This is a genomic window from Pedobacter sp. BS3, assembly GCF_008274585.1.
Lineage (GTDB): Bacteria > Bacteroidota > Bacteroidia > Sphingobacteriales > Sphingobacteriaceae > Hufsiella_A.
On the sequence record NZ_VTRT01000001.1, the window covers coordinates 1,034,906 to 1,060,786 of the forward strand.

The 25,881-nt window shown below is 44.1% G+C and carries 16 protein-coding genes, 2 pseudogenes and 1 riboswitch; of the genes and pseudogenes, 7 read left to right on the top strand and 11 right to left on the bottom strand.

Features of this window, described 5'->3' with window-relative positions:
• Positions 1–31 precede the first annotated feature (31 nt).
• The 7 genes from FW774_RS04410 to FW774_RS04440 all read right to left on the bottom strand — a co-directional run bounded on the left by FW774_RS04410 (position 32) and on the right by FW774_RS04440 (position 9,875).
• On the bottom strand, positions 32–874 hold the full coding sequence (locus tag FW774_RS04410; RefSeq protein WP_242457726.1) for an endonuclease/exonuclease/phosphatase family protein: 843 nt from the start codon (positions 872–874) through the stop codon (positions 32–34).
• Between the two features lie 9 nt (positions 875–883).
• Positions 884–1,696: an endonuclease/exonuclease/phosphatase family protein gene (locus FW774_RS04415; RefSeq protein WP_242457727.1), complete on the bottom strand. Its 813-nt coding sequence runs from the start codon at positions 1,694–1,696 to the stop codon at positions 884–886.
• Positions 1,697–1,736: 40 nt separating this feature from the next.
• Positions 1,737–2,648 (bottom strand): endonuclease/exonuclease/phosphatase family protein, encoded by a 912-nt coding sequence (locus FW774_RS04420; RefSeq protein ID WP_149346914.1) that lies wholly within the window; start codon positions 2,646–2,648, stop codon positions 1,737–1,739.
• Between the two features lie 6 nt (positions 2,649–2,654).
• Positions 2,655–4,250 (bottom strand): RagB/SusD family nutrient uptake outer membrane protein, encoded by a 1,596-nt coding sequence (locus FW774_RS04425; RefSeq protein WP_149346915.1) that lies wholly within the window; start codon positions 4,248–4,250, stop codon positions 2,655–2,657.
• Positions 4,251–4,259: 9 nt separating this feature from the next.
• Positions 4,260–7,454, bottom strand: a complete 3,195-nt coding sequence (locus FW774_RS04430) for a TonB-dependent receptor (protein WP_149346916.1) — start codon at positions 7,452–7,454, stop codon at positions 4,260–4,262.
• A 247-nt stretch (positions 7,455–7,701) separates the two neighbouring features.
• Positions 7,702–8,949 (bottom strand): FecR family protein, encoded by a 1,248-nt coding sequence (locus FW774_RS04435; RefSeq protein ID WP_149346917.1) that lies wholly within the window; start codon positions 8,947–8,949, stop codon positions 7,702–7,704.
• A gap of 347 nt (positions 8,950–9,296) precedes the next feature.
• A complete protein-coding gene (locus FW774_RS04440; protein WP_149346918.1) occupies positions 9,297–9,875 on the bottom strand; it encodes an RNA polymerase sigma factor in 579 nt (192 codons plus the stop codon).
• Positions 9,876–10,147: 272 nt separating this feature from the next.
• Here FW774_RS04440 and dnaE point away from each other — a divergent pair, with 272 nt between their 5' ends.
• On the top strand, positions 10,148–13,783 hold the full coding sequence (gene dnaE, locus FW774_RS04445; RefSeq protein WP_149346919.1) for a DNA polymerase III subunit alpha: 3,636 nt from the start codon (positions 10,148–10,150) through the stop codon (positions 13,781–13,783).
• Positions 13,784–14,349: 566 nt separating this feature from the next.
• On the opposite strand, the gene FW774_RS04450 is transcribed toward dnaE, so the two are convergent.
• The 4 genes and pseudogenes from FW774_RS04450 to FW774_RS04460 all read right to left on the bottom strand — a co-directional run bounded on the left by FW774_RS04450 (position 14,350) and on the right by FW774_RS04460 (position 17,308).
• Positions 14,350–15,126, bottom strand: a complete 777-nt coding sequence (locus tag FW774_RS04450; protein WP_149346920.1) for an endonuclease/exonuclease/phosphatase family protein — start codon at positions 15,124–15,126, stop codon at positions 14,350–14,352.
• 66 nt (positions 15,127–15,192) lie between these two features.
• Complete coding sequence (locus tag FW774_RS20600) at positions 15,193–15,333, bottom strand: hypothetical protein (protein WP_242457742.1); 141 nt, start codon at positions 15,331–15,333, stop codon at positions 15,193–15,195.
• Between the two features lie 46 nt (positions 15,334–15,379).
• Positions 15,380–15,481, bottom strand: a pseudogene (locus FW774_RS20605) (hypothetical protein); the annotation flags it as partial.
• Between the two features lie 198 nt (positions 15,482–15,679).
• Complete coding sequence (locus FW774_RS04460; RefSeq protein WP_149346922.1) at positions 15,680–17,308, bottom strand: S41 family peptidase; 1,629 nt, start codon at positions 17,306–17,308, stop codon at positions 15,680–15,682.
• A 160-nt stretch (positions 17,309–17,468) separates the two neighbouring features.
• Here FW774_RS04460 and murQ point away from each other — a divergent pair, with 160 nt between their 5' ends.
• The 6 genes and pseudogenes from murQ (at position 17,469) to metF (ending at position 25,833) form a co-directional block, all read left to right on the top strand.
• On the top strand, positions 17,469–18,281 hold the full coding sequence (gene murQ / locus FW774_RS04465) for an N-acetylmuramic acid 6-phosphate etherase (protein WP_149346923.1): 813 nt from the start codon (positions 17,469–17,471) through the stop codon (positions 18,279–18,281).
• Between the two features lie 51 nt (positions 18,282–18,332).
• Positions 18,333–18,899 (top strand): hypothetical protein, encoded by a 567-nt coding sequence (locus tag FW774_RS04470; RefSeq protein WP_149346924.1) that lies wholly within the window; start codon positions 18,333–18,335, stop codon positions 18,897–18,899.
• 163 nt (positions 18,900–19,062) lie between these two features.
• A complete protein-coding gene (locus FW774_RS04475; protein WP_149346925.1) occupies positions 19,063–19,797 on the top strand; it encodes a Bax inhibitor-1/YccA family protein in 735 nt (244 codons plus the stop codon).
• A gap of 107 nt (positions 19,798–19,904) precedes the next feature.
• Positions 19,905–20,006, top strand: a riboswitch (SAM riboswitch).
• 140 nt (positions 20,007–20,146) lie between these two features.
• Complete coding sequence (gene metH / locus FW774_RS04480; RefSeq protein WP_149346926.1) at positions 20,147–24,412, top strand: methionine synthase; 4,266 nt, start codon at positions 20,147–20,149, stop codon at positions 24,410–24,412.
• 57 nt (positions 24,413–24,469) lie between these two features.
• Positions 24,470–24,858: pseudogene (locus FW774_RS04485) on the top strand (four helix bundle protein).
• A 21-nt stretch (positions 24,859–24,879) separates the two neighbouring features.
• On the top strand, positions 24,880–25,833 hold the full coding sequence (gene metF, locus FW774_RS04490) for a methylenetetrahydrofolate reductase [NAD(P)H] (protein ID WP_149346927.1): 954 nt from the start codon (positions 24,880–24,882) through the stop codon (positions 25,831–25,833).
• The last annotated feature ends 48 nt before the right edge of the window (positions 25,834–25,881 follow it).

The window sequence follows — 25,881 nt, forward strand, 5'->3', positions numbered from 1 at the left end:
CAAATTTCAGAGCTCCGTAAAGAGCTCCTGGTTAATAATCATTGATTTTAAATTGTGCTACTAAGGGCAGGTGGTCTGATGCATTTTTTTCGAGTACAGTATTGTTTTTTATCACTTCTAATGCATTTGCCGGTTTGAAAAAAATCAGATCAATAGCTTTTGTAGGGAATGTGGCTGGGGCTGTATTGTAGCATGTTTTCGGGCAGGTTCTGGAAAAATATTTATCCAGATAATTAATTGCCTCGCTTCCGGGGCCATCATTAAAGTCTCCACCCAGAATGACAGGATAGGGTTTATCTTTAAAAATTTCGCAGATTTTTTCAGCCTGAAGCAGGCGATGCTCCTGGCTGTCAAAATGGGTGGCAGCAAAAATCAGCTTTTTGCCATTCTGTAGTTGAACGGTTATCCAGGCCACAGTCCGTTGTTCGTATGGAACTCCGGCTTTCATGGGTAAAAGCTGTTGTCCCGATTCCTGGATAAGGTATTTACTCAATATAGCCACGCCGTATTCGCCACCTCCATAATCTAAGGCTTTTGCAAAGAAATACTGCCGGCCGGTTAGCCTGGCAAGCTCCTGGGCTTCGTTGAGGTTTGTGCCAGAGCGGGTTGTATTAACATCAATTTCCTGCAATGCCACAAAGTCCGGATCCTCTGTATTGATAACCCTGGCTATAGCTGCAACGTCAATAACATCGGCTTTTGCCGGAGGGTTGCAATGATGTACATTATAGGTCATTACTTTTAATCCGGGACGTGTATCGGGTTTATCATTGGATTTACCGGGTTCTGATCCTTTCTTACCGCATGCCAGGATAATACCCGCCATGATCAATACAGCATAGAAGAAGTTATTTCTTTTTAACAAGGTGCTCATAATCTGTTTTTAATAAGTGTAAACGCCTAATAGTGGAAGATGATCTGATGCTAATTGCCCGGCAACGGCATTATAGCTTTTGACGGTTAATTTTTTGGCTGCTGCCGGATTGAGCACGATGTAATCAATTGTTTTTGCCGGTTTATCGGCAGGAAAAGTAAGCGCACAATTGGTTGTACAGCCTAATGAAAACTCTTTTTTTAACAGCGCAATCTCCGGAGAATCCGGTGTGGTATTGAAATCGCCGGCAACAAGCAATGGGTATTGCGAAGCTTTAGACAGATCGTTTAACTGCCCGATCTGGGCAGTTCTGTTCTCTAAAACCAGGTCGAGGTGAGCACAGGCGAACCTGATTTTTTCGAAATCAGGAATCTCTACCGTAACAATGGCAACGGTGCGTTGCTCTCCACCCGCAGCCTCGTTAGAAAGCTCTATCCGTTCTGAAGCAAGTACCGGATATTTGGATAATACGGCTATACCATACTCTCCTCCATCATAATTTATTGATTTCGAGAAGAAATAGGACATCCCTAACTGTTCGGCGAGCACTTTAGCCTCGTCCAATCCGGCTCGCTTGGTGTTTTTATCCACTTCCTGCAGCGCAACCAGATCAGGATTCTGGGCCTTAATTACTTTAGCAATATTATTCAGATCAACAGCTCCTGATGCTGAATTAATAGGTGTACCGTGATGTATGTTATAAGATACAATACGTAATAGCTTGTTTTTTACAGGCGCAGGCTTATCAACCGCGTTGCTTTTGCCGCAAGATAGCAGTAGAATACCGATTAGTAATAAACTGAGATTTTTTATGGTGCTCATGATGTTAATCATAAAATTTAAGTAGGGTATAATGAATAGATTATTCTTCGTTAAGCGTTAATTTCAGGTCGGCCATAATGGGTAGAAATCCGCTGGTTGTTTTGCTGCCTGCACTGTAATTGGTAACACTAAACCGGTCTGACGGCTTATATGCAACAAAATCAAAAATGCCGGTAGGAGCAGCTACAGGAGAGTTTAAGGCACATCCGCCACCTATGCAACCAAACGTAAACTGATCAATAATATAGTTGTATACCTGTGTGTTGGTAATATTGTTATATCCCTGCCCGGATAAATTGAAATTAAAGTTGCCGGCTAAAATTACCGGATCGGTAAGATCATGAGTGTAAGTTAGCACAGGTAAGATCTGGCTTATACGTGCACTTTCATCCGTTTTAAAGGGATCTAACTCTGTTCCGGCAAAAACAATAGTATTCAGATCGTCAATTTTTACAGTAATTGCAGCCAATGAACGTACTTCTGTACCTCCTTGTAACAGAATGCTTTTTTTGCCAACTATTGGATACTTGGACAACACCGCATTGCCATATCCTCCGGTTTGGTAATCAAATGCTTTGGCGAAGAATACGTTCATCCCTGTTGCATCAGCAACTTCCTGCGGCCTGTTGATTTTATTTGCCCGGGTGGTTGCGCTATCAACCTGCCGTAACAACAGTAAATCCGGCTGATACTCTTTAATATAATCTACTAATGTTGTAAAGTCATTGGCATTGGCCAATTTTGCATTATATGACATTACTTTCAGTGTAATCGTCTTTTTGTCATCAGGGTCATTATTTCCTGGTCCGGGGTCAACAACGTCATGTGTGAGAATATCCCAATTGCCGGGATCAATAGATTTTTTGCAAGCCGTTACTGATAACAGCATAAACACATATACAAAGTATCCGATGGTCTTTGTTATGGATTTTGAATTGTTTGTAGTTATCATAATATTTTAATATTTAGGATTTTGAGTCATGTTCGGATTGGCGTCAATCTCTGTTTGAGGAATTGGCCACAGAAAATCGCGATTTAGATTATACACCCGCGTCTGCACCTTTGCTATTTCGCCGGTTTGCGGATTAGTAGCTCCGTATACGTCTCCGTTCATCACATCATTCACTATTCCCCAGCGCCTGATATCAAAGTAGCGTTGGCCTTCAAAAGCAAGTTCAGCCTGGCGTTCTCTTCTGATTAGTGTTCGCAGCTTATCCTGAGTATTGTATTTAAAAGTCTGTACAGAAGGCATTCTTGCACGGTTGCGAACTTCGTTCAGGTATTTAAGCACATCCGGATTTTGCCAGTCACCAAGTTCCACGAGCGCTTCGGTATAGTTAAGCAGCACTTCTGCATACCGGATGATCATAAAATCCAGCGTTCCTTTTTTTGCCGCCTGATCTAATGGGTCAATATATTTCTGTACCCAGTAGCCGGTTGCAGTAGATTTTGTTGCACCGATTTTGTCTGTATTGTTATAAAATGGGTCTAAAATATATTTGCCCTGGAAGTTTTCGCCGGGATAAAAAACAGAGGCTTCCAGACGGGGATCCCGGTTGTTATGGTAATTAGGATATTTTCTGTAAATAGCCATTGAATCGGCACCCAATTCATAGATGGTGTTCCCTTGTTTGGTTTCATAATTATCAACTACGGTGTTGGTCGGCGAAATATAAGTCTCGCCACCAATGCCCACCGGGGCCAGGGTAGTCCATGCCGAACCACAGCCATTTTCTGAATAAAAAATGCGTTCCTTATTCAATTCGCCGGTGTAACCAAATAGCTCGGCATAGCTGTCGCCATTGCTTTTAGTGCTTTTATAAAGCTGGTATACGTTTGAATTAATAATTTCCAGGGTGGCTTTCTTAGCCAGCTCATAATCTTTGGAGTATAATGCTAAGCGGGATAACAAAGCCCAGCAGGCTCCGGATGAAATTCGCCAGGCTTCTGCTGTTACATATTCCGTAGGCAGATTTTGAGCACAGTCTGTTAATTCGCTTACAATAAAGCTGTATACTTCGCTGCTCGGATTTCGGGATAAGTTGTTGTCGTTAGGTAAAACGGAATGTGTGACAAGAGGGATATCACCAAAAAGCAGCATCAGTTCCATGTGGTAATAAGCTCTCAATGCCCTGGCCTCGTATTTCATCCGGGTTTTAACAGCTTCGTCCATGTAAACCTTATCTACATTTTCCAGGAACCGGTTTGCCCTTCTGATATCGATATAATCATCAGTCCAGATACTAAGCGCTACGGCCCACCGGGTATCCTGAAGGCTTCGGGTAAATAAGTCGTAAGCACCCTTAAAATCACCACGGTCAACAGCTTCATCGCTCATTCCCGAAAAGTACATGACATTTCTGCCGGATGTACCTGCCGGGATACCGGCATAAACCGTTTTTAACGCGGCTTTTGCGTCTGTCTCTGTGTTCCACCACAGTGCATCGGTCACTCCCTGAGGGTTGTCGTGCGTAATAAATTTCTCGCAGCTTTGCGTGGTTAGCATCAGTATAAACGTTACTAATGCTATGCTTAGTTGATTAATATTTTTCATATTATATAGTTAAATACCAACGTGAACACCGAATGTGTATGTTTTCATAATACCATAAGTCCAGGAGCCTCCGCCAGATTCGGGGTCGGTTTGTTTTAACGAAGTAAGAACAAACGGATTCTGGGCATTTACATAGAATCGAAGGGATGTTATACCCAACAGCTTTAACCGTTTACTATCCAGGCGATAACCTAACTGAATGAATTTCATACGGGTATAAGCTCCGTTAAAAAGCCAGAAGTCTGAGTATAGTGTATTTCTGTTCGGGTTAGCTAATAGCCTGGGAAACAAAGCATCGGTATTGTTGGGCCGCCAGGTATTGGCCGCCCGGTAGTTAGTAGGCACTCCTCCACTGTAATCAAAATTCAGTGGGTTCCATAAATAGCCGCTTGACTTTCCTGCAATGTTTGCACTATAGTCATACTTGCCAACTCCCTGTACTAAAAATTCAAGGTCAAATTTTTTCCAGGAAAACGATACATCGGCAAAGTAGTTCAGTTTGGGAGTAGGATCGCCTATTACCTCGCGGTCGGCATCGGTTATAGATCCGTCATGGTTTAAATCCAGGTATTTTACATCTCCGGGGGCTGCATCAGTAACCACTACAGGTATCTTGGGAGTTCCATCTGCGTTAAAATCGCTGGCCTGCAGTAACCCATTGGTTTTGTATCCAAAATAACTGCCTAAGGCATAACCTTCTCTTTGAATAGTAACGGCATTAATTAAATCACCTCCCGGTAGTGATATGATCTTATTTTTATTATAGGTAACTCCTGGCTTAAATGTTAACGAAAGGTTTTTGCCCAGAGATGGAGTATATGTAAATGTTGCTTCCAAACCGGTATTTCTAACGCTGCCGGCATTAAGTGGCGATTTACCTACAGCCCCAACCAATGAGACCACAGGTTTCAGGATAATATCTTTAGTTACCTTGTTATAATAATCTACCGTAAAGCTTAGTGATTTATCCGGGAACAGGCTTATGTCAGTTCCTACATCAAACATGTTCACTTTTTCCCAGGTGATGTTCGGGTTTCCCCAGGATGTTTCAGTGCCGTCGGTAGCGCTGATCAGGTTCTGGTATTGGTATAACCCTATACTTTCATTGCCTAATTGGCCATAAGATGCTCTTAGCTTCAGGTTTTTAATTAGGGATGAGTTTTTCAGAAAGGTTTCATTATGAAGATTCCATCCTAAGGCAACAGAAGGGAAATATCCGAATTTATTGCCTGGTCCAAATTTGGAGGAACCGTCAACCCGTATGGAGCCTTCAAGTAAATATTTATCGTCATACGAGTAATTTACTTTGGCAAAGCCCGATAGCAGGGATGATATATCATAATATCCGTTATTGTATTGCTCCATGCTATAGCCGCCGATAGCAAATACCTGGTGTTTATTTGCCCGAAGTGTATAATCGGCCGATCCGGCTAAATAATAATAGGTATCCCTGGTTTGCGAATAGGCATCCCGCTGAACTGCCCAGGTTTGCACTAACTGGTTAGTATAATAATCAAAAAAGTAGTAGTTATCACGTTGTGCTTTGTATACATCACTGTTTAGCCGGAAGCTGAACTGGCCTTTCAGGTTAAATCCCGGAAAAACCTCCCATTTGGGTTGCAGGTTGATATTGGTTTGGGCAAATTCATATTTAATAGATCCGCCACGTTCAGCATAGGCAACAGGGTTAACAATATCGGCATAACGGCCGTACATGGTCGGGTACCCTTCCACGTCGGGGTATTTGGGTAGTACAGTAGGCGGTAACCGGTACATGTCGTCCAGTATCCGGCTGCCGCCATTGTCTAACGGTCTGTTAGGATATAAGGTATTCCGTTTGATGGTTAATGCATCCAGGTAAACAAGAAATTTTTTGGATAAGGAAATGGATGTATTTGCCCGTAGTGTATACCGGTTGGCATGGTTTACAGGGATCATACCATCCTGGTACAGGTAATTCCCGGTTATGGCAAATCTGGCCAGCTCATTTCCGCCGCTAACAGATAGCGAGTGTGATGTTATCGGGGAATATTTGCTGATCACTAAATCGGCCCAATCTGTATTAGGGTAATTAATAGGGTCCTCACCGCTGAGTGTTTTTTGAATGTCGTCTTCAGAATAAAAAGGCTGTCCCCCGGAATTTACCATGGCCACGTTATACATCCTCATATAGGTTGGGGCATCCACAAAATCGGGTATCTGGTTTGGCGATTGTACTCCGGCATACGCATCATAGGTAACCGAAACCTTTCCCGGTACTCCTCTTTTAGTGGTTACCAGGATAACGCCATTTGCAGCTCTGGCTCCGTAAATGGCAGCAGCTGCTGCATCTTTCAGCACTGTTACACTTTCTATGGTAACAGGGTCGAGATAGTTCATATCCATTGGAACTCCATCTACCAAAACAAGCGCATCTGAATTATTCAGTGTGGTAATACCCCTGATCTTAATAGCGGCAGCGTCCCCTCCGGGAAGCCCTGAGCCTTGATTTACGTTGATGCCTGTTACTCCGCCCTGCAAAGCCTGTGATAGTGATGTAATGGGCTTGCCTTCAATATTGCTTTTAACATTAAGTGTTGCAATGGAGCTGGCAATGTGTTTTACCTGCTGTTCTGACATACCGGTTACTACTACCTGTTCTAATGCGGCTACATCGTTTTCAAGCGATATCGTCAGACTTTTTTCAGAACGGGTAACGGTATATTCCCGCTTTTTATAGCTTATCATTGAAAATACAAGAACGTCACCTTTTTCTGCCTTAATGGTAAAGTAGCCGTCATTATCTGTTGTGGTTCCGGTATTCTTCCCTTTTATGATAATACTTACACCCGGTATAGGTACAGGAGGTTCGTAAGTGTCAAAAACACGGCCTCTTATAGTTAAAGATTCATCTTTAGCCAGCGTTGAGCCTGGTTTTCTGCTTACAATAATTGTTTTATCCTCAATAGAGTAAGTAAAAGGCAAATTTTGAAACGTTAATTCGAGCGCCTGTTTAAACGGGATATTTTTCAGATTTAAACTAACAGGTGTAGCCTGCTCAATTTCTTTATATTTATAAAAAAAGAAATATCCGCTTTGCTTTTCTATTGAAGAAAAAACCTTGTCAAGAGGAATATCGGTACCGCTTAAGCTTATGTTTTGTGAATAGCCTGTAGCGCTAAGTTGCAAACAAGCCACAGTTAACAATAAGGCTGTCAGTTTCATAACAAGAAACGTTTTGGGAGATAAGGGCCACAAATAACGGCCTTTACCACATAAGTTAAATTGCATACTTTTGTGAATTGGGTTAATAATTAATGATTCGTTCAAGGAATTTTAAGGTTTACCCATTATTAAACCGGGGATGTTAGCTGCATTTCCGGTTTTGTGTTAACGGATAATTGGTTTGTAAGAGTCATGTTTTTTCCATATGCCGTAAGTTTTTAGTTGAGTGATATCTGTTAGCTTACAATTATTGTGTAATAATTACTTTCCTACCTTCTATCCTGAAATGTACATTGCTTAATTCAAGCATTTTCAGTACCTGCGAGATGGTTACACTACGCCGGATCACGCCTACAAATTCATAATCCGGTATATTCCCTTCGTAGACAACATCAATATCGTACCAGCGGCTGATTTGCCGCATTACACCTGGCGTGTTATCACGGTTGAATTTAAAGTAGCCATTTTTCCATGCTACGGCATCTTCGGTATTGACATTCATTACTTCTATGCCGGATGCTTTGCTAAGCCGGGCTTGCTGACCGGGTTTAAGCCTCACCCCATTATTAAGATGTGAGATATGAGATGTGAGATATGAGACTTTTACACTACCTTCAAGTAAAGTTGTACGAATAGCTTCTTCATCGGTATACGCATTAATGTTAAAGTGGGTCCCCAGTACTTCTACCTCCTGGTTTCCTGCCGTTACTATGAACGGAAGCCTGGCCTCACCCTGCCCCGTCAGCTGGCGGGAGAGGGAGTTTGTAGTGCCGGATTTCCCCCCTTTGGGGGGATTAAGGGGGGCTTTGGCTACTTCAAAATATCCTTCACCCGTTAGGGTTACCCGCCGTTCATTACCGGTAAATACCGTTGGATAGGTTAATGATGAAGCCGCATTGAGCCATACCTTTGTTCCGTCTGGCAGGATGACCTGATATTGTCCGCCACGTGGAGTTTCGATCGTGTTAAAGGCGACTGCACCCTTCCTGGCTTTTAGAGAGGACGTTGTTTTACTAACAGTGTAAACCAACTGTCCATCGGCTGTCTTGGTGATTTTTACACCGCTTTGCTCGGCCAGTTTACCTTTAGCCGCATCGGTTAAGGAGATTTTTTTGCCGTTGGCCAATATTAAAAAGGCTTTATTTCCGCCGGGTTGTATATCACTTGTATATGAATTGTCTTTCTTGATAATATTATTGTCGGGATAATGTCTATAAAAATATAATCCGGTACTTAAAATAATAGCTGCTATTGCAGCGGCAGTTCCGAGTTTCCAATACAGGCGGCGATGAATGGGTGCTGCAGCTGTTTGAGCGCCATGTACCGGCAGCGAAGCCCAGACTTCTGCCTTCACCCGTTCAATATCTTCGTGCCCGGGAGTCACATCGTCGGCTTTCCATTGCAAATACCAGTTTTCCAGCAGATCAAGCTCCTCTTGGGTGCAGGTGCCTTCTTTATATTTTTTTAATAAGTTTTCCAGGTCTATTGATTGCATAATATGCCAGGCTTTCAGCCCCTTTTAATCTATAGACAGGAAACCCGGAGGGGAGGGGGGTAGAAAAAGAAAATTTTTATGGCTTATGGGCTTATGGTTCATAGTTCATAGTTCATAGTTCATAACGTATAGTCCGAAAGTCGGAAAGACCGGAAGCGATGTAGGTTTTAAGTTTTAAGTTATACGTTTTACGTCACAGGTAATCACGCATCACTCACGGCTCATAACAATGAAACAATTCAGCAATGCGACAATTTTACTAAGCTGAAAGCACCGGTATAACAAAATAGAACTGCCAAGCTCCCTCTCCTTTGGAGAAGGGTTGGGGAGAGGTCCTCTCAATACCGTTACATATAAATTAACCACATCAGGTATATAACTACGCCTAGTCGTGTACGCAAAATTTTTAAGGCATTTTTTACATGACTACGTACCGATTGCTCAGATAGGCCAAGTTCTTCGGCAATTTCTTTATAGGTAAGGTTAGCTTTACGGCTTAACTGAAATACTTCCCGCATACGGGGAGGTAATGCCTGTATCTCCTGTTCAATGATAGCAGCCAGTTGGCGTTCCCGTAAACGATAGTCTGTAATGCAGTTTTCGGTTGCTATCTGATGAGGAAGTTCTGCAATGTACCTGGAAGCGACGTCCTTATGAGCAATGGTATTGATAACGCGGTTGCGAACGGATGTATACAGGTAATTAGAAAGATTGGTTTTAAGAAATAGCTCTGTCCGCTTAGACCATAATCCGGCAAAAAGCTCCTGAACCAGGTCTTTAGCCTCATCCTCATCCTTCAGACGCTTGAAAGCGTGTACATAAAGCACACCAAAATACCGGTCGTAAATTTCTGCAAAGGCAGCCTGATCGCCATCCTGCAAAGAAGCAACCAACTCCAAATCGCTGAGACCGTTATAAGCTGTCATAGTGAATTCCCGCAAACGAATTTATAAAAATTAAAATAACTTGTAATGGGATAATGAACTTTAGCTCGCTTGCTGTAGCGTTTTAATCCCATAAAGGTACAAGGTTTATTTATTGGGCTGTTTATTATTTTTTTGTTAAATATATCCTGGAACTACCTGATAGGTTATCCCTTTCAGACCTACCTGAACTCCTGTTTTCTCTAAGTTTTCAACATCCTGCCATTGCATTAAAATTTTGGTAAATTTGGATTGGTTGTAATTCTGATCTGCTGATGCCTGATTTTTCTCATTTACACGTACATACACAATTTTCGCTGCTTGACGGCGCCGCCGATATTGCAAAACTCTATAAAAAAGCCGCCGCCGATGGCATGAAAGCGCTTGCCATAACCGATCACGGTAATATGTTTGGCGTGTTCAAGTTTGTGGCCGAAGCCGGCAAGCATGGCGTGAAACCCATTGTGGGCTGCGAGTTTTACGTAGTTGACGACCGGCACAAAAAGCAGTTTACCAAAGAGAATAAAGACATCCGTTACCACCAGCTTTTCCTGGCAAAAAATGCACAAGGCTATAAAAATCTCGTTAAGCTATGTTCGCTGGGATATATTGAAGGCCTGTACAGCAAGTGGCCGCGTATTGATAAAGAGCTGATACTAAAATACCACGAGGGGCTTATTGCCACCACTTGTTGTATCGGTGCATCGGTGCCGCAAGCCATCCTGAAAAAAGGTGAGGAGGAAGCCGAAAAAGAATTTAAATGGTGGCTGGATATTTTTGGCGAAGACTATTACATTGAATTGCAACGCCATGATATTGCTGAGCAGGGCATTATTAACGAGGTGCTGCTGAAATTTGCCAAAAAGTACAACGTTAAGATCATCTGTTCGAACGATTCGCACTATGTGGACCGCGAAGATGCCAATGCTCACGATATTTTGCTGTGCGTAAATACGGGCGATATGCAAAGAACGCCTATCGCTACTGATGAGGAAGGAGGCAAAGGCTACCGTTTCGGTTTCCCGAACGACCAGTTCTATTTTAAAACGCAGTCCGAAATGGCGCAATTGTTCCACGATCTGCCGCAGTCGCTGGATAATACCAATGAAATTGTAGACAAGGTAGAGCATCTGCAACTGAAACGCGATATCCTGCTGCCTAATTTCCCCATTCCCGATGAGTTTAAGATCCATGCTGACGATACGCTGAACCAGTGGGAATACCTGCGTCATCTTACCATGGAAGGTGCCCGTAAGCGTTACCAGGATATTACGCCCGAAGTGCAGGAGCGGCTTGACTTTGAGCTGAATACCATTAAGATCATGGGCTTCGCCGGGTATTTCCTTATCGTGTCAGACTTTATCAGGGCCGGTCGTGAACTGGGCGTATTCGTGGGGCCGGGCCGTGGCTCGGCTGCGGGCTCGGTAGTAGCCTATTGTATCGGGATAACCAATATCGATCCCATCAAGTATAACCTGCTGTTTGAGCGTTTTCTCAATCCCGACCGGAAATCAATGCCCGATATTGATACCGACTTTGACGATTCTGGCCGGCAGAAGGTTATTGATTACGTAGTAGATAAATACGGCAAAAACCAGGTGGCACAAATCATTACCTACGGTTCAATGGCGGCCCGTACCAGCATCCAGGACGTTGCCCGGGTATTGGATGTGCCTTTGCCGGAAGTAAGCAGCCTGAAAAAGCTGGTTCCCGATACCTTGGGTATCACGTTAGACCGGGTGATGTTCGCTCCGCTTTCGGGGGAGAAATCGCTGGAAGATAAAGAACGTTTAAGCAACGATGCGCTGGAGCGGGTGAAAGAGCTTCGCGAAATTGCCAAAGGCGAGACCGTGCTCAGCCAGGTATTGTCCGAAGCGGTGAAGCTGGAAGGTTCTATCCGGAATACCGGTATCCATGCAGCCGGAATTATCATTGCCCCATCAGACCTTACCGAGATCATTCCGGTGGCAACATCCAAGGAATCTGATCTGCTGGTCACCCAGTTTGACGGACGGGTGATCGAGGATGCCGGCGTTATCAAAATGGACTTCCTGGGCCTCAAAACGCTCACCATTATTAAAGATGCGCTGCGGCTCATTAAGCAGAATCATAATAAGGATATTGATATAGATAACATCCCGCTCGACGACCAGAAAACGTTTGAGCTTTACCAGCGAGGCGATACCAACGGTACGTTCCAGTTTGAAAGTGACGGGATGCAGATGTACCTGCGTGAGCTGAAACCCGATAAGTTCGAGGATCTCATCGCCATGAACGCCCTGTACCGTCCGGGGCCGATAGAGTATATACCCAACTTTATTGCCCGTAAGCATGGCCGCGAACAGGTAAGCTACGATTTGCCGGATATGGAAGAATACCTGGCCGATACGTATGGTATTACCGTGTACCAGGAGCAGGTGATGCTGCTGTCGCAGAAGCTGGCCAACTTTACCAAAGGCGATGCCGACGTGCTGCGCAAGGCGATGGGTAAAAAAGACCGTAAAACGCTGGATAAGCTGAAACCACAGTTTATTGAAAACGCCAAAGCCTTAGGTCACGATGAGAAAAAGCTGGAGAAGATCTGGACGGACTGGGAAGCCTTCGCATCGTATGCGTTCAATAAATCGCATTCAACCTGTTATGCCTTTGTGGCTTACCAAACAGCCTATCTTAAAGCGCATTTCCCGGCAGAATACATGGCCGCGGTTTTAAATAACCAGAGCAATATCGAAAAGATATCTTTCTTTATGGAAGAAAGCCGCCGCATGGGTATCCCCGTTTTGGGGCCGGATATCAATGAATCTGACCTGAGCTTTGCAGTGAATAAAAAAGGGGAGATCCGTTTTGGGATGTCGGGAGTAAAAGGCGTAGGCGAAAAAGCCGTAGAAAGTATTATCGAAGAGCGGGAGGCAAATGGGCCTTATACTTCCATTAGCGATTTTGCCCGGCGGGTCAACTCACGTACAGTAAATAAAAAGGTGTACGAAAACCTGGTGTATGGCGGCGCTTTTGATTGTTTCGGATATCACCGGGCGCAATATTTTCATAAGCCGGACCCGGCGGCGATGAATGGCATTGAGCGCCTGATAAAATATAACAGCGATTACCAGAATCAGCTTAACTCATCGCAGGCATCCTTATTCGGGGGTACCAGCGATGCCCATATTCCCGAACCGCAATTGCCCGATTGTCCCGAATGGGGGCTGATAGAAAAGCTTAAAGCCGAAAAAGATGTGATTGGTATCTACCTTACCGGTCACCCGCTGGATAATTACAAGTTTGAGCTGGATAATTTCTGTTCGCATAAAGTGCGTGATCTGGCGCTTATTACCAGGTTTAGAAATGGCGAATTGCAGGAAGATGCGCTTGAAGAGTTTAACAAATTGCGCAACCGCGAACTGGTTGTTGGAGGGTTGGTTTCTAATGCCCAGCATCGTACCACCAAAACTGGTAAGCCGTTTGGCTCGATGCTGTTTGAAGATTATTCGGATACGTATGAAATTGTGCTGTTCGGCGAAGATTATGTCAAGCTGAAGCAGTTTTTTACCGATGGTTATTTCCTGCAGATCAGGGGTACGGTTTCAGAACGCTTCCGGCAGAAAGATGCCTGGGAATTTAAGGTAACCAGTATTGCTTTGCTATCGGATATTCGCGATAAAATGTCCAAATGTCTGACCATCCAATTGCCGCTTCATGAGCTTTCAGGCGGACTGATTGAGCAGCTTGACGAAATTGTACGCATCAATACCGAACAAAACCAGCAGCGAAACTGCGCTTTAAAGTTCAGTGTATTGGATTTTGAGGAAACCATTGCGGTAGATATGCCTGCCAAGAACCTGAAGATCTTCCCAAGCAACGAGTTCCTGGAGCGGCTCAATAAGCTGAATAATATTACGTATAAGCTGAATTAGCGGGTATTTAGATTTTAGATTTTAGATGTGAGATATGAGATGTGAGATATGAGATGTGAGATGTGAGATGTGAGATGTGAGATGTGAGATTGTTTTCCCGAAATCCCGGGATTGCGCTTCGCTCAGGATTGTTGTATTGCTGAATTGTTTCATTGTTATGAGCCGTGAGTGATGTGTGATTACCCGTGACGTAAAACGTATAACTTAAAACCTATAACCTACATCGCTTTCCGGACTATCCACCATGAACCATACACACATTGTCCATTATCCATTGTCCATTGTCCACTGTCCATTATCCACTGTCCATTATCTATTGTCCATTATCAAATTGTTTACGGGATTTCCGCCAAAAACCTTCTACCTTCCGCCTTTTACCGTACACCGTTCTTGTCTCTTGCTTCTTTGCTCTTGTTTTTATTAGCTCTCTACCTAAAACGTACTACGTAAAACGTACAACTTAAAACGTTCTTGTCTCTTGTTTCTATATTCTTGTCTCTCTTACTTCCGGTCTTTTCTTACTTCCGGTCTTTTCTTACTTTCCCGACTTCCGGACTTATCAGCCATCACTTTTTACCTTTCAGTTTAACACGTGCCAGTAACGGCCGGTGGTCTGAGGCCTGTTCTTCATCAATAACCTGCTGTTTCCTGTTTATCCAACGGAAGTTCTTCCCCAGGAAAACATGATCTATTTTGGTTCCCGGCTTATCGGCGGGAAAAGTAAATGTATTATCGCCCGGTATAAGGGGTTCAAATGCTGTGCGGATAATTTGTAAGGTTTCTTCGGTTGGTTCAGCGTTAAAGTCGCCGGCTAAAACCACAGGAATTGAATCCGGAATGAGCTTGAGCAGGGCCTCGGCCTGTATTTTTCGTTGCGATGCCTTTTTGTAATCCAGGTGCACCGTACAAAATTGCAGTTTGGTATCCGGCGTAACCTGTAAGGTAGCAGCAAACAATAACCGGGTAGGCGAATTGGCATCATCGGTATAATAAGGCAGGCGCAACTGGCGTGTTTCGGTTATTGGAAAACGGGATAAAATGCCGAGCCCGTAAGAGCCGCCGTCGTAGACGAAATTTCTGCCATAGCAGCTATTCATGCCGGTAAGCTTTCCCAATTCCTCCATCTGGTTTACCTTCCCATTGCGGTTGGTAACACTGTCAACTTCCTGCAAGGCCACCATATCCGGGTGATAGCGGTTAATTACAGCAGCTATGCGTTTAATGTCAACCTTGTTATCTATGCCCTCGCCGTGGCGGATGTTATAGGTCATGATAACCAGTTTCTGGCAAAATGCCGTCGAAGCCGTAATACAAATTAATACAGATAGAAAAAGGGATTTCATGGAAACAAAGATAAGAGGATGTTTTAAACTTCCTGTGAAGCTGAAAACATCCTCTTAACACTATAATTATTGCACTTTTAGTGCCAGCGTAGCCGATTTACTCAGCGTATTTTTATTAACTACTTGTGCTTCCATCGTAATGGTTGTGCCGCTGGATAATCCAGAGGGAACCTGGTAGGTATTGCAGATATCTTCCCTGATTATCATACTTGGGAGTTAAATTGGCAGAACCCCAAAAGGCTTCAGAGTAAGGAAGATCTTCCCACAGATCTGTACGTTGCATCAGATTCAGAGCCATTAAAATGTTAGCGATACCTTCATATTGCGGTGCGCCGGCGCTTTCTGCCAGGCTCATTAATTCCTTAAGTGATGATATTAGATAAGATTGTAATTTTTATTTGAATTTGTTTTTTGTAAGAACATGTTTAAATTTCATGAAACAATGGTTTTATTGCTGCTGGTGGGGACACCAGCAGCGGCAGGAAGCCAGGGACGGTGTCTTCACCGTCCATCCACAATTATCACATCTATGAAATTTAAACATGTTCTTAATCTAATTACCCTTTTTCAATACTTCTAATGAACGTGCCAAAACATTATCGTTGGCATTGAGTACGCGATAATAGCCCTCGTCGCCAAAAAAGTAGCGGGCTACCAGCGCTTTAAGCTCGGTGCTGATTACCTGGCGGCTACGTTTAAGCTCTTCAGGGCCGGCTGTGATTTGATCGGCTTTAGCCAGGGCTATGATCTGCTGCCATTGCTTATCACTCACCTGGTAGGTTTTCAGGAAGGTATCCAGGTTTTGCGGGTTGATTTTCGGGCAAATATTACTGAAAACAAAATCGTTCAATAAGCCGCGTAACGATATATCATAATAAAATCCGGTAAAGCCACTGGTGTCTACAGGCACGTAAACATCGGGCATGATACCGCCGCCGGCATATATTTTACGGCCCGCAGAAGTACGGTAAATCCTGGTTTTATTGATGAAGCTATCCAGCACGTGCTGCCCGGTCGATGTCATTTCGCCGCTTTTAAAGCGGTTGCCGATTTCCTGGAAATAGGCATCCCGGCCGTCTTTGTATGAGCGTTGTATCGATCTTCCCGATGGTGTATAATACCGTGCAACGGTAAGGTTAAGCGCTGAGCCATCGCCAAAATCAAACTGCTCCTGAACCAGTCCTTTTCCAAAAGAACGGCGACCGACAATAGTTCCACGGTCGAGATCCTGTATGGCTCCGGCTACAATTTCGCTGGCCGAAGCTGTATTTTCATCAATCAGAATTACCAGGTTGCCTTTTTCAAACTCGCCACGGGCCGTAGCATAATAATCTACCCGCGGTTCATGTTTGCCCATGGTATAAACAATTAATTTCCGGTCTGGCAAAAACTGATCGGCCAAAGCGGTGGCCGCATTTAAATAACCACCGCCATTGCCACGCAGATCAAGCACCAGGCTGTTCATGTGTTGCTTTAGTAATCCCTCCAGCGCTTCAGAAAAATCAGCATCGGTTTGCGAACCAAATTTGCTGATCTTGATATAACCGGTATCGTGGTTAAGCATGTAAGCCACATCAATGCTGCTTACAATGATCCTGTCGCGGCTTACGCTGATGTCTTTCAGGGCACTGCTTCCCGCACGTTTTACCGAAAGCACTATGGTAGAACCACGTGCCCCCCGAACCATATCGGCAATGGCATTAGCGGTAACGCCGGTACCCGCAATATTTTTACCGCCAATGCGGATAATTTTATCGCCTCTTTTTAGCCCGGCTTTATCGGCAGGGCCATTTGGTTTTACCACGGTTACCAGCAAGGTATCGTTTAACAGGTAATACTCAATACCGATACCATTAAAGTTGCCGTCAAGATCTTCCTTCATAAGCCGGGCATCGCTTGGCGGCAGGTACGATGAATGCGGGTCAAGTTGTTTTAAAATTCCCTGTATGGCCGTGTTTTGCAGCGTATCAATCGCTACGGCATCCACATAATTATTGTCTATAATTTGTAACACCTTATCCACTTTCTCAGACCGGCCGGTCAGTGTGGTAAAAGGAAGAAAAGTTCCGTTTTTTGTGGTGTGATTTTCCTTGGAAAATTTGGGGCCAAAAACCATTCCCACAATAAATACGGCAGTGTAACAGGCAGCGATGATCAGGTTGTTCTTCGTTTGTGGGCGCATTCTTAATATAGTACAAAAATAGTCAATCCTTTTAATTTTACAGAGCCATTGACAAGGCTAAATACAAATAATTATTTGTGCCTTACAGAGTCATCAAACATCCTAAATCCAAAATGTATTCCAATATCATTTAACACTGATAATTGATTATTTTTGTAAGATGAAGCGCATTACAGAGCAGGAGTCGGCGTACCAGAACCTGGAGCACATGCCGGTGGCAGATTTGCTGAAAAGTATTAATAATGAAGATAAAACTGTTCCGCTGGCTGTTGAAAAAGCTTTACCGGCAGTAGAAAAGCTGGTTAAGGCCGTGGTTGAAAAAATGAAGGCCGGTGGACGTTTATTTTACATAGGTGCGGGAACAAGCGGCAGGCTGGGAATTGTAGATGCATCTGAATGCCCGCCCACGTATGGTGTACCGTTCGACAGGGTTGTGGGTATTATAGCCGGAGGTGATGGCGCTATCCGTAAAGCTGTGGAATTTGCCGAAGACGATGAAACCCAGGCCTGGAAGGATTTGCAGGAGTACGCTATTAATGATAACGATTTCCTGATCGGTATCGCTGCATCAGGTACTACGCCATACGTAATCGGCGGATTAAAAACAGCCAACCGGCATGGCATCCTTACCGGATGTATTGTTTGCAACCAGGGATCGCCGGTAGCAGCCGAAGCTAAATTCCCGGTCGAAGTGATTGTTGGCCCCGAATTTGTGACGGGATCTACCCGCATGAAGGCAGGTACAGCACAAAAGCTGGTACTAAACATGATAAGCACTACTGCCATGATACAATTGGGGCATGTAAAAGGCAATAAAATGGTGGATATGCAGCTGACCAATCATAAACTGGTAAAACGGGCAGTGGATATGGTCAGGGAAGCTACCGGTTTAGACGAGCAGGAAGCACAGCAATTGTTAGACCGGTATGGCAGTGTGCGCAAAGCGATAAGCGAGTATGAACATAAGGATTAAGTCCGGTTGAAGCAGACAGGTAATTTTGAATTTTTACTTTTGAATTAGTGAATGCACGAGATTGAGCCATATTACCGGTGGAGAGATGATTATATCGCTTCCGAAGATGAACGTTCACCGTTTTATGAAACAGAATACAGCGAATTTGAATTCGATAAGCAGATCTATAATTATTACATTCATCCTCAATGGGACACCTTTGGTTCGTTGACGCTGTACCTGAAGGTGCTTTTTGTAGATTACGATCGTGGCTATGCCATTATTGAATTAATAGGCGAGTGGAATGATGCCATTTACAATGATATTATGCTGCTGAAGCGTGAGCTGATCGAGCTGATGATCGGTGAGGGGATTAACAAGTTTATCCTGATCGGTGAGAATGTACTGAACTTCCATGCTTCGGATGATTGTTATTACGAAGAGTGGTTCCAGGAGATTGACGAGGGCTGGATTGCCGGTGTCAATTTCAGGGAGCATGTGGTTGACGAATTCCGGCAGAATAATATCGATTATTATATCAATTTTGGCGGCGAGCTTGACGATATGTCCTGGCGTAACCTGAAACCCATCCAGGTATTTAAAAAGGTAGAAGAACAATTGCAGCGCAGGCTGATGTGATGCACATTCAAAAATAAAATCCAAAAGCCCAGGTAACCAATTAGCCCTGTATATCGGCATTTTTACTTTTGAATTTTGATTTTTAACTTTTGAATTTTTACTTTGCGAACGGCTTGTATGCTTGGCCTTTTTAATTTTGATTTTTAACTTTTGACTTAATATTATGCAAGATCAGAATAACGACTTCACCTACCAAAACGTTATCCAGTTAGATGATGCCGATGCATCATCACGTAAGTTTATAGCCAACGTGTTTTTATGGATGTTTGCCGCTTTGGGCATATCCGCAGGCTTTGCGTATTATTTCGCAAACGATGTTACATTAATACAATACTTGGTGGATTTTAACACCGGCAGTACAACGCTGCTGGGTAAAATCGCCATATTTTCACCATTGGCATTTGTATTACTCATGTCTTTTGGTTTAAACCGGTTATCCTATCCGGTACTAACGGTATTATTTATTGCTTATGCAGCGTTAACAGGTATCAGCCTGAGTTTTATTCTGCTGGCCTATACAGCTTCCTCTGTTACAGGTGTGTTTATTACTACCGCAGTGTTGTTTGGTGTGATGGCTGTTGCCGGGTATACTACACACCAGGATCTTACCAAATTTGGCTCTATTCTCATTATGCTGCTTATTGGTCTGGTAGTAGCCAGCGTGGTAAATATGTTCCTGGGCAGCGAAAAGCTGGATTATATTTTAAGCTATGTTGGGGTGGCCATCTTTGTGGGATTAACCGCGTACGATGTACAAAAGCTGAAACGTATTGGCGCAGGTTTGGAGTACGGCGATGCATCGGCCAAAAAAATGGCGGTTATGGGAGCCTTAACCCTGTATCTTGATTTTATTAACCTGTTCTTGTACTTGCTGCGCTTATTTGGCAGAAGAAAATAGAAGAAATTTCCCGATAACAGGAATCCGTATAAGCCTCGTGGTTTATGCGGATTTTTTGTTTATAGCTATCCACTTGCACATTAGTATTTTATTGCGCACCTTTGTACCGCTTATTAAGAAAGACGGAGGGATTAGACCCTGCGAAGTCTTAGCAACCTGTGCTAACAAGGTGCTAAATTCTATCCGCCGGTTGGCGGAAAAGATAAGTGAAAGTCAAACCAGCAACCGGACTTTTCGAAGATAAGCCCTACGAGTATTGAGATGTGAGTATTGCGTATTGTGATAATGTGTCGCAGTGCTAATACGACTGGCAATCATCGCAATACTCATTACGCTATACGCAATACAAATGAGTATCAGACAAGAGTTAAAAAAACGTATTCTGGTAATAGATGGTGCAATGGGCACCATGATACAGCGATACAGGCTGAGTGAGGAAGATTTTCGTGGTGAACGGTTCAAGGATCATCCCTGTGATGTAAAGGGCAATAATGATTTGCTGAACATCACCAGGCCGGATATCATTAAAGAAATTCACCTGGAATATCTTAAAGCCGGCGCAGATATTATTGAGACAAATACCTTTAGTACACAGCGTATTTCTATGGCCGATTACCAGATGGAAGACCTGTCGTACGAGCTCAGTTATGAAGGAGCATGTATTGCAAAGCAGGCCGTAACAGAATTTATGGCCGCTAATCCTGGCAGGGTGTGTTTTGTCGCGGGAGCTATTGGCCCCACCAACCGTACGCTTTCTATCTCACCGGATGTAAATGACCCCGGGTTCCGGGCCATTACCTTTGATCAACTGGTTGACGCGTATTACGAGCAGGTACGGGGATTGGTTGATGGTGGTGCCGACGTTTTGCTCATTGAAACCATTTTTGATACACTCAATGCCAAGGCAGCCATTTATGCTATTAAACAATATGAAGAAGAATTAAAAGCCCATCCCCGGCCCTTCCCAAAGGGAAGGGAGGTTGCAGGATGCACTCCTCCCCTTGGGGGAGGTTGGGAGGGGATTGAAATCATGATTTCCGGAACCATTACCGATGCTTCCGGTCGTACCTTATCTGGCCAGACTGCCGAAGCATTTCTGAATTCGGTAATGCATGCCAAACCCCTGAGCATCGGCTTTAACTGTGCATTGGGCGCTAAAGAAATGCGTCCCTATATCGAAGAGCTGTCTGCAAAGGCAGGATGCTATATTTCAGCTTACCCGAATGCAGGCCTGCCCAACGAGTTTGGTGCTTATGATGAATTACCGCACGAAACCGCTCATCAGGTCGAAGATTTTATTGAATCAGGATTTGTAAATATTGTAGGCGGCTGTTGCGGTACAACGCCGGAGCATATAGGCTGTATTGCCGAAAAAGCCCGGAAAGCACAGCCACGTAAAGTACCGCACCCGGAACCATACCTGCGTTTAAGCGGATTGGAACCGGTTACCATCACACCCGAAAGCATATTTGTAAACATTGGCGAGCGTACCAATATTACCGGTTCGCCGAAGTTTTCGAAGCTCATTCTGGGTGGTGATTACGAAGGAGCATTATCGGTTGCCCGTCAGCAGGTGGAAGGCGGTGCACAGATCATCGATGTAAACATGGATGAAGGCATGCTTGATGGCGAGGCGGCCATGACCAAATTCCTGAACCTGATTGCTTCCGAACCGGATATCGCCAAGCTGCCCATCATGGTCGATTCATCCAAATGGAGTGTCATTGAATGTGGCTTAAAATGCTTACAGGGTAAGGGTATTGTAAACTCCATTTCGTTAAAAGAAGGCGAAGAAAAATTTATTGAAAGCGCTCGCAAAATATTAAAATTTGGTGCTGCCGTTGTAGTAATGGCTTTTGACGAGCAGGGACAGGCCGATAATTACGAGCGTCGTACCGAAATATGCAAGCGCTCGTACGACATCCTGGTTAACCAGGTAGGTTTCCCGCCGCAGGACATTATTTTTGACCCTAACATTCTAACCGTTGCCACGGGATTAGAAGAGCATAACAATTATGCGGTAGATTTTATCAAGGCAACCCGGTGGATCAAGGAAAATCTTCCGTATGCTAAGGTGAGCGGCGGTGTATCTAATATCTCATTCTCATTTAGAGGTAACAATGTAGTTCGCGAAGCCATGCACTCCGCATTTCTTTATCACGCCATTAAGGCGGGTTTAGATATGGGTATTGTGAATGCCGGGATGCTGGAAGTTTACGAGGAAATTCCGAAAGAACTGCTTGAAAAGGTAGAAGATGTGCTGCTCAATCGCCGTGAAGATGCTACCGAACGGTTAGTGGAATTTGCCGAAACAGTTAAAGCCAAAGGGAAAGAAGCGGTTAAGGATGAAGAATGGCGGAAAGGTACAGTTGAAGAACGCCTGTCGCACGCCCTGGTAAAGGGTATTATTGAATACCTGGATGCCGATGTGGAAGAAGCCCGGCAGAAATATCCCAAACCATTACAGGTAATTGAAGGTCCGCTGATGGATGGGATGAATGTTGTCGGCGACCTGTTCGGCTCCGGGAAGATGTTTTTACCACAGGTGGTAAAATCAGCACGGGTAATGAAAAAGGCAGTTGCTTACCTGCTACCATTTATTGAAGAAGAAAAAAGAGCCCACCCCCAACCCCTCCCTAAGGGAGGGGAGCCGGAAAAAAGCCCATCCCCGGCCCTTCCCAAAGGGAAGGGAGGGCAGCTGGGCTACCATACGGCCGATCCAATGCTATATCCTGTTTTAAAAGAGTTTTCTTTGAAACACCGGGCTGTGCCAACAGAAGCAGAAAACATAATGTGGCAGTTGGTTAAAGGCAAAAAACTGGAAGGATATAAATTCTGCAGGCAGCATATTATTGGAACTTTTATAACCGATTTGGTTTGCCTTGATCGCAAGCTGGTAATAGAGATAGATGGGTTGATCCATCAGTTGCCTGAAAATCAGCTGTCTGATCAGGAGCGGACAGCCTGGCTACAGGATCAAGGTTATGAAGTAATCAGATTTACTAACGATGAGGTTTTAGCTGATACGGATAATGTTTTAAATCGGTTAGTAGATGCTCTGGAAAAACGCCCGTCGATTAAAGCAGAAGAAGAAGAAGAAGAATTAGAGGCAGGGGCCTCTAACTCCTCCCCGCAGGGGAGGTCGGGAGGGGCTGCTGGTCTTGTGCTGCTGGCTACCGTAAAAGGCGATGTGCATGACATTGGTAAAAACATCGTAGGGGTGGTGCTGGCCTGTAATAATTTTGAGGTGGTAGATATGGGCGTAATGGTTCCTGCCCAGGATATCATTAAAAAAGCAAGGGAAATTAATGCCGACATCATTGGTTTAAGCGGACTCATTACACCGTCGCTGGACGAAATGGTACATTTTGCCAAAGAAATGGAGCGGGAAGGCTTTACCATTCCGTTGCTGGTTGGCGGTGCAACCACATCGCGTATCCATGCAGCGGTAAAGGTAGCTCCTAATTATTCAGGGCCGGCTATCCATGTGCTGGATGCATCGCGAAGTGTAACTGTGTGCAGCACATTGATGAACAATGAGCTTCGCGATAGCTACATCAGCAACATTAAAGAGGAATATACCAAAGCTCGTGAGGCGCACCTGAATAAACGTTCTGATAAACGGTATAAAAGTATCGCAGAAGCACGGGAAAACAGGTTTCAGATTGATCTGAACGGCTCGCTGGCTCCGGCGCCAACCTTTACCGGAACTAAGGTTTTTCACGATTTTCCGTTGGAAGAGCTTGTCCCTTACATCGACTGGACACCATTTTTCCATACCTGGGAATTGCGGGGAAGCTATCCCCGGATATTTGAAGATAAGGTGGTAGGTACTGAGGCTAAAAAGCTGTTTGATGACGCTCAGGCGCTTCTAAAAAGAATTATTGATGAAAAATTGCTGACCGCCAGAGCCGTTATTGGTTTCTGGCCCGCAAATTCGGTAGGAGATGATATTGTCTTAGAAGTGGAGGACTCCTCCCCGCCAAATGGCGGAAGGCCGGGAGGGGCCGTCATTCATACGTTGCGCCAGCAAACTGAAAAAGTGAACGGCGAACCTTATTACGCTTTAGCGGATTTCATTGCACCTGAATCATCAGGAAAGCAGGATTATTTTGGCGGATTTGCCGTTACGGCAGGCATTGGTTGTGATGAATTGGTCGCTTCGTTTGAAAAGAATTACGACGATTATAACAGCATTATGACGAAAGCGCTTGCCGACCGTCTGGCAGAAGCCTTTGCTGAAAAAATGCACGAGCTGGTACGCAAGGAATATTGGGGATATGCCAAAGATGAGCAGTTTTCCAACGAGCAGCTCATTAAAGAAGAGTACAAAGGCATACGTCCGGCACCGGGCTACCCGGCCTGCCCGGATCATACCGAGAAAGCTACCTTATTTGCTTTGCTGGATGCCGAAAAGCAAATCGGCCTGCGCTTAACCGAAAGCTTTGCCATGTACCCGGCAGCGGCCGTTAGCGGATATTACTTTGCTCACCCGCAATCACGTTACTTCGGCTTAGGCAAAATCACCAAAGACCAGGTAGAAGATTACGCTATCCGTAAGAACATGCCACTTGAGGAAGTTGAGAAATGGCTGGCGCCGAATTTAGCTTATTAGTTTTTTAGTTATGAGTTATGTGTTGCGTGTTATGGGTATAGACGAATCAAGTAGATCATGAGTAAAGATAATAAATCGTATATCGAGTTAGATGTTTGGAAATCAGCCAGATTTTTAGCTAAAGAAATTTATACTATCACTTCTTTGTTTCCAAAGGAGGAACAGTATGGATTAATAAGCCAGATGCGGCGGTGTGCTGTTTCGATTCCTTCAAATATTGCTGAAGGCTGTGGGAGAAATTATCCTAAAGATAGTATTCAATTCTTTTTTATGCAAGAGGTTCTGTTTATGAATTGGAAACCCAATTGTATCTTTCCTTTGATTTAGGGTATATTGATGAGAATAGTCTGAAGGAATTTCTGCTAAAGATTGAGGTGTCCAGGAAATTATTAAATGGTTTCATAAAATATTATCAAAGTTTGACGAATACAACCCGCAACCCATAACTCATAACCCGCAACAGTTAAATGAAAATAACACAACACATACAAAACGCAAAAGGTAAAACTCTGTTCTCGTTTGAATTACTACCTCCGGTAAAGGGCAAGTGCATTGACGAAATTTATGATGCTATTGACCCGCTGATGGAGTTTGATCCGCCATTTATTGATGTTACCTATCACCGTGAGGATTATATTTATAAGCAGCATACCAGCGGATTGCTGGAAAAAGTATCGTACCGTAAGCGGCCGGGAACGGTAGCCATTTGTGCCGCTATCATGAATAAATACAAGGTAGATGCTGTTCCGCATCTAATTTGTGGCGGTTTTACCAAAGAGGAGACGGAAAACGCCCTCATTGATCTGCAATTCCTGGGAATTGATAATGTGCTGGTGTTGCGGGGAGATGCCCGCAAGGCTGATGCCGGCTTTATTCCCACACCCGGCGGACATGCGTATGCAACCGATTTGCTGGAGCAGGTTGTTAACATGAATAAAGGTTTATACCTGCACGAAGATCACGAGGCTTATAAAACCAACTTTTGTATCGGTGTGGCCGGCTATCCCGAAAAGCATTTCGAAGCTCCGAACATGAAAACAGATTTCAGCTTCCTGAAAAAGAAGGTAGAGATGGGAGCAGAATTTATTGTTACCCAGATGTTTTTCGATATTCAGAAATATTGTGATTTTGTGAAGCTGTGCCGCGAAAATGATATTCACGTGCCCATTATTCCCGGATTAAAACCTATTACATCATCCAAACAACTGATTAGCCTGCCTAAAATTTTTCATATTGACATTCCGGAGGAATTGAGCGAAGCGGTGCTGGCCTGTAAATCTGAAAAAGAGGTGAAAGAAGTAGGTATTGAATGGATGATCAATCAATGCAAGGAATTGGTGAAAGTAGGAGCACCTGTACTTCATTTTTACACCATGAGCAATCCGGAACCAACACGAAGAATTGCCAAAGCAGTGTTTTAGGGTAGTTGTTGTAAGCCTCACCCCCGGCCTCTCTCCTAAGGAGAGGGG

Coding starts and splice junctions, on each gene's coding strand:
- FW774_RS04410 (WP_242457726.1), bottom strand. CDS start 874: ATGAGCACCTTGTTAAAAAGAAATAACTTCTTCTATGCTGTATTGATC.
- FW774_RS04415 (WP_242457727.1), bottom strand. CDS start 1,696: ATGAGCACCATAAAAAATCTCAGTTTATTACTAATCGGTATTCTACTG.
- FW774_RS04420 (WP_149346914.1), bottom strand. CDS start 2,648: ATGATAACTACAAACAATTCAAAATCCATAACAAAGACCATCGGATAC.
- FW774_RS04425 (WP_149346915.1), bottom strand. CDS start 4,250: ATGAAAAATATTAATCAACTAAGCATAGCATTAGTAACGTTTATACTG.
- FW774_RS04430 (WP_149346916.1), bottom strand. CDS start 7,454: ATGAAACTGACAGCCTTATTGTTAACTGTGGCTTGTTTGCAACTTAGC.
- FW774_RS04435 (WP_149346917.1), bottom strand. CDS start 8,949: ATGCAATCAATAGACCTGGAAAACTTATTAAAAAAATATAAAGAAGGC.
- FW774_RS04440 (WP_149346918.1), bottom strand. CDS start 9,875: ATGACAGCTTATAACGGTCTCAGCGATTTGGAGTTGGTTGCTTCTTTG.
- dnaE (WP_149346919.1), top strand. CDS start 10,148: ATGCCTGATTTTTCTCATTTACACGTACATACACAATTTTCGCTGCTT.
- FW774_RS04450 (WP_149346920.1), bottom strand. CDS start 15,126: ATGAAATCCCTTTTTCTATCTGTATTAATTTGTATTACGGCTTCGACG.
- FW774_RS20600 (WP_242457742.1), bottom strand. CDS start 15,333: ATGATAATCAGGGAAGATATCTGCAATACCTACCAGGTTCCCTCTGGA.
- FW774_RS04460 (WP_149346922.1), bottom strand. CDS start 17,308: ATGCGCCCACAAACGAAGAACAACCTGATCATCGCTGCCTGTTACACT.
- murQ (WP_149346923.1), top strand. CDS start 17,469: ATGAAGCGCATTACAGAGCAGGAGTCGGCGTACCAGAACCTGGAGCAC.
- FW774_RS04470 (WP_149346924.1), top strand. CDS start 18,333: ATGCACGAGATTGAGCCATATTACCGGTGGAGAGATGATTATATCGCT.
- FW774_RS04475 (WP_149346925.1), top strand. CDS start 19,063: ATGCAAGATCAGAATAACGACTTCACCTACCAAAACGTTATCCAGTTA.
- metH (WP_149346926.1), top strand. CDS start 20,147: ATGAGTATCAGACAAGAGTTAAAAAAACGTATTCTGGTAATAGATGGT.
- metF (WP_149346927.1), top strand. CDS start 24,880: ATGAAAATAACACAACACATACAAAACGCAAAAGGTAAAACTCTGTTC.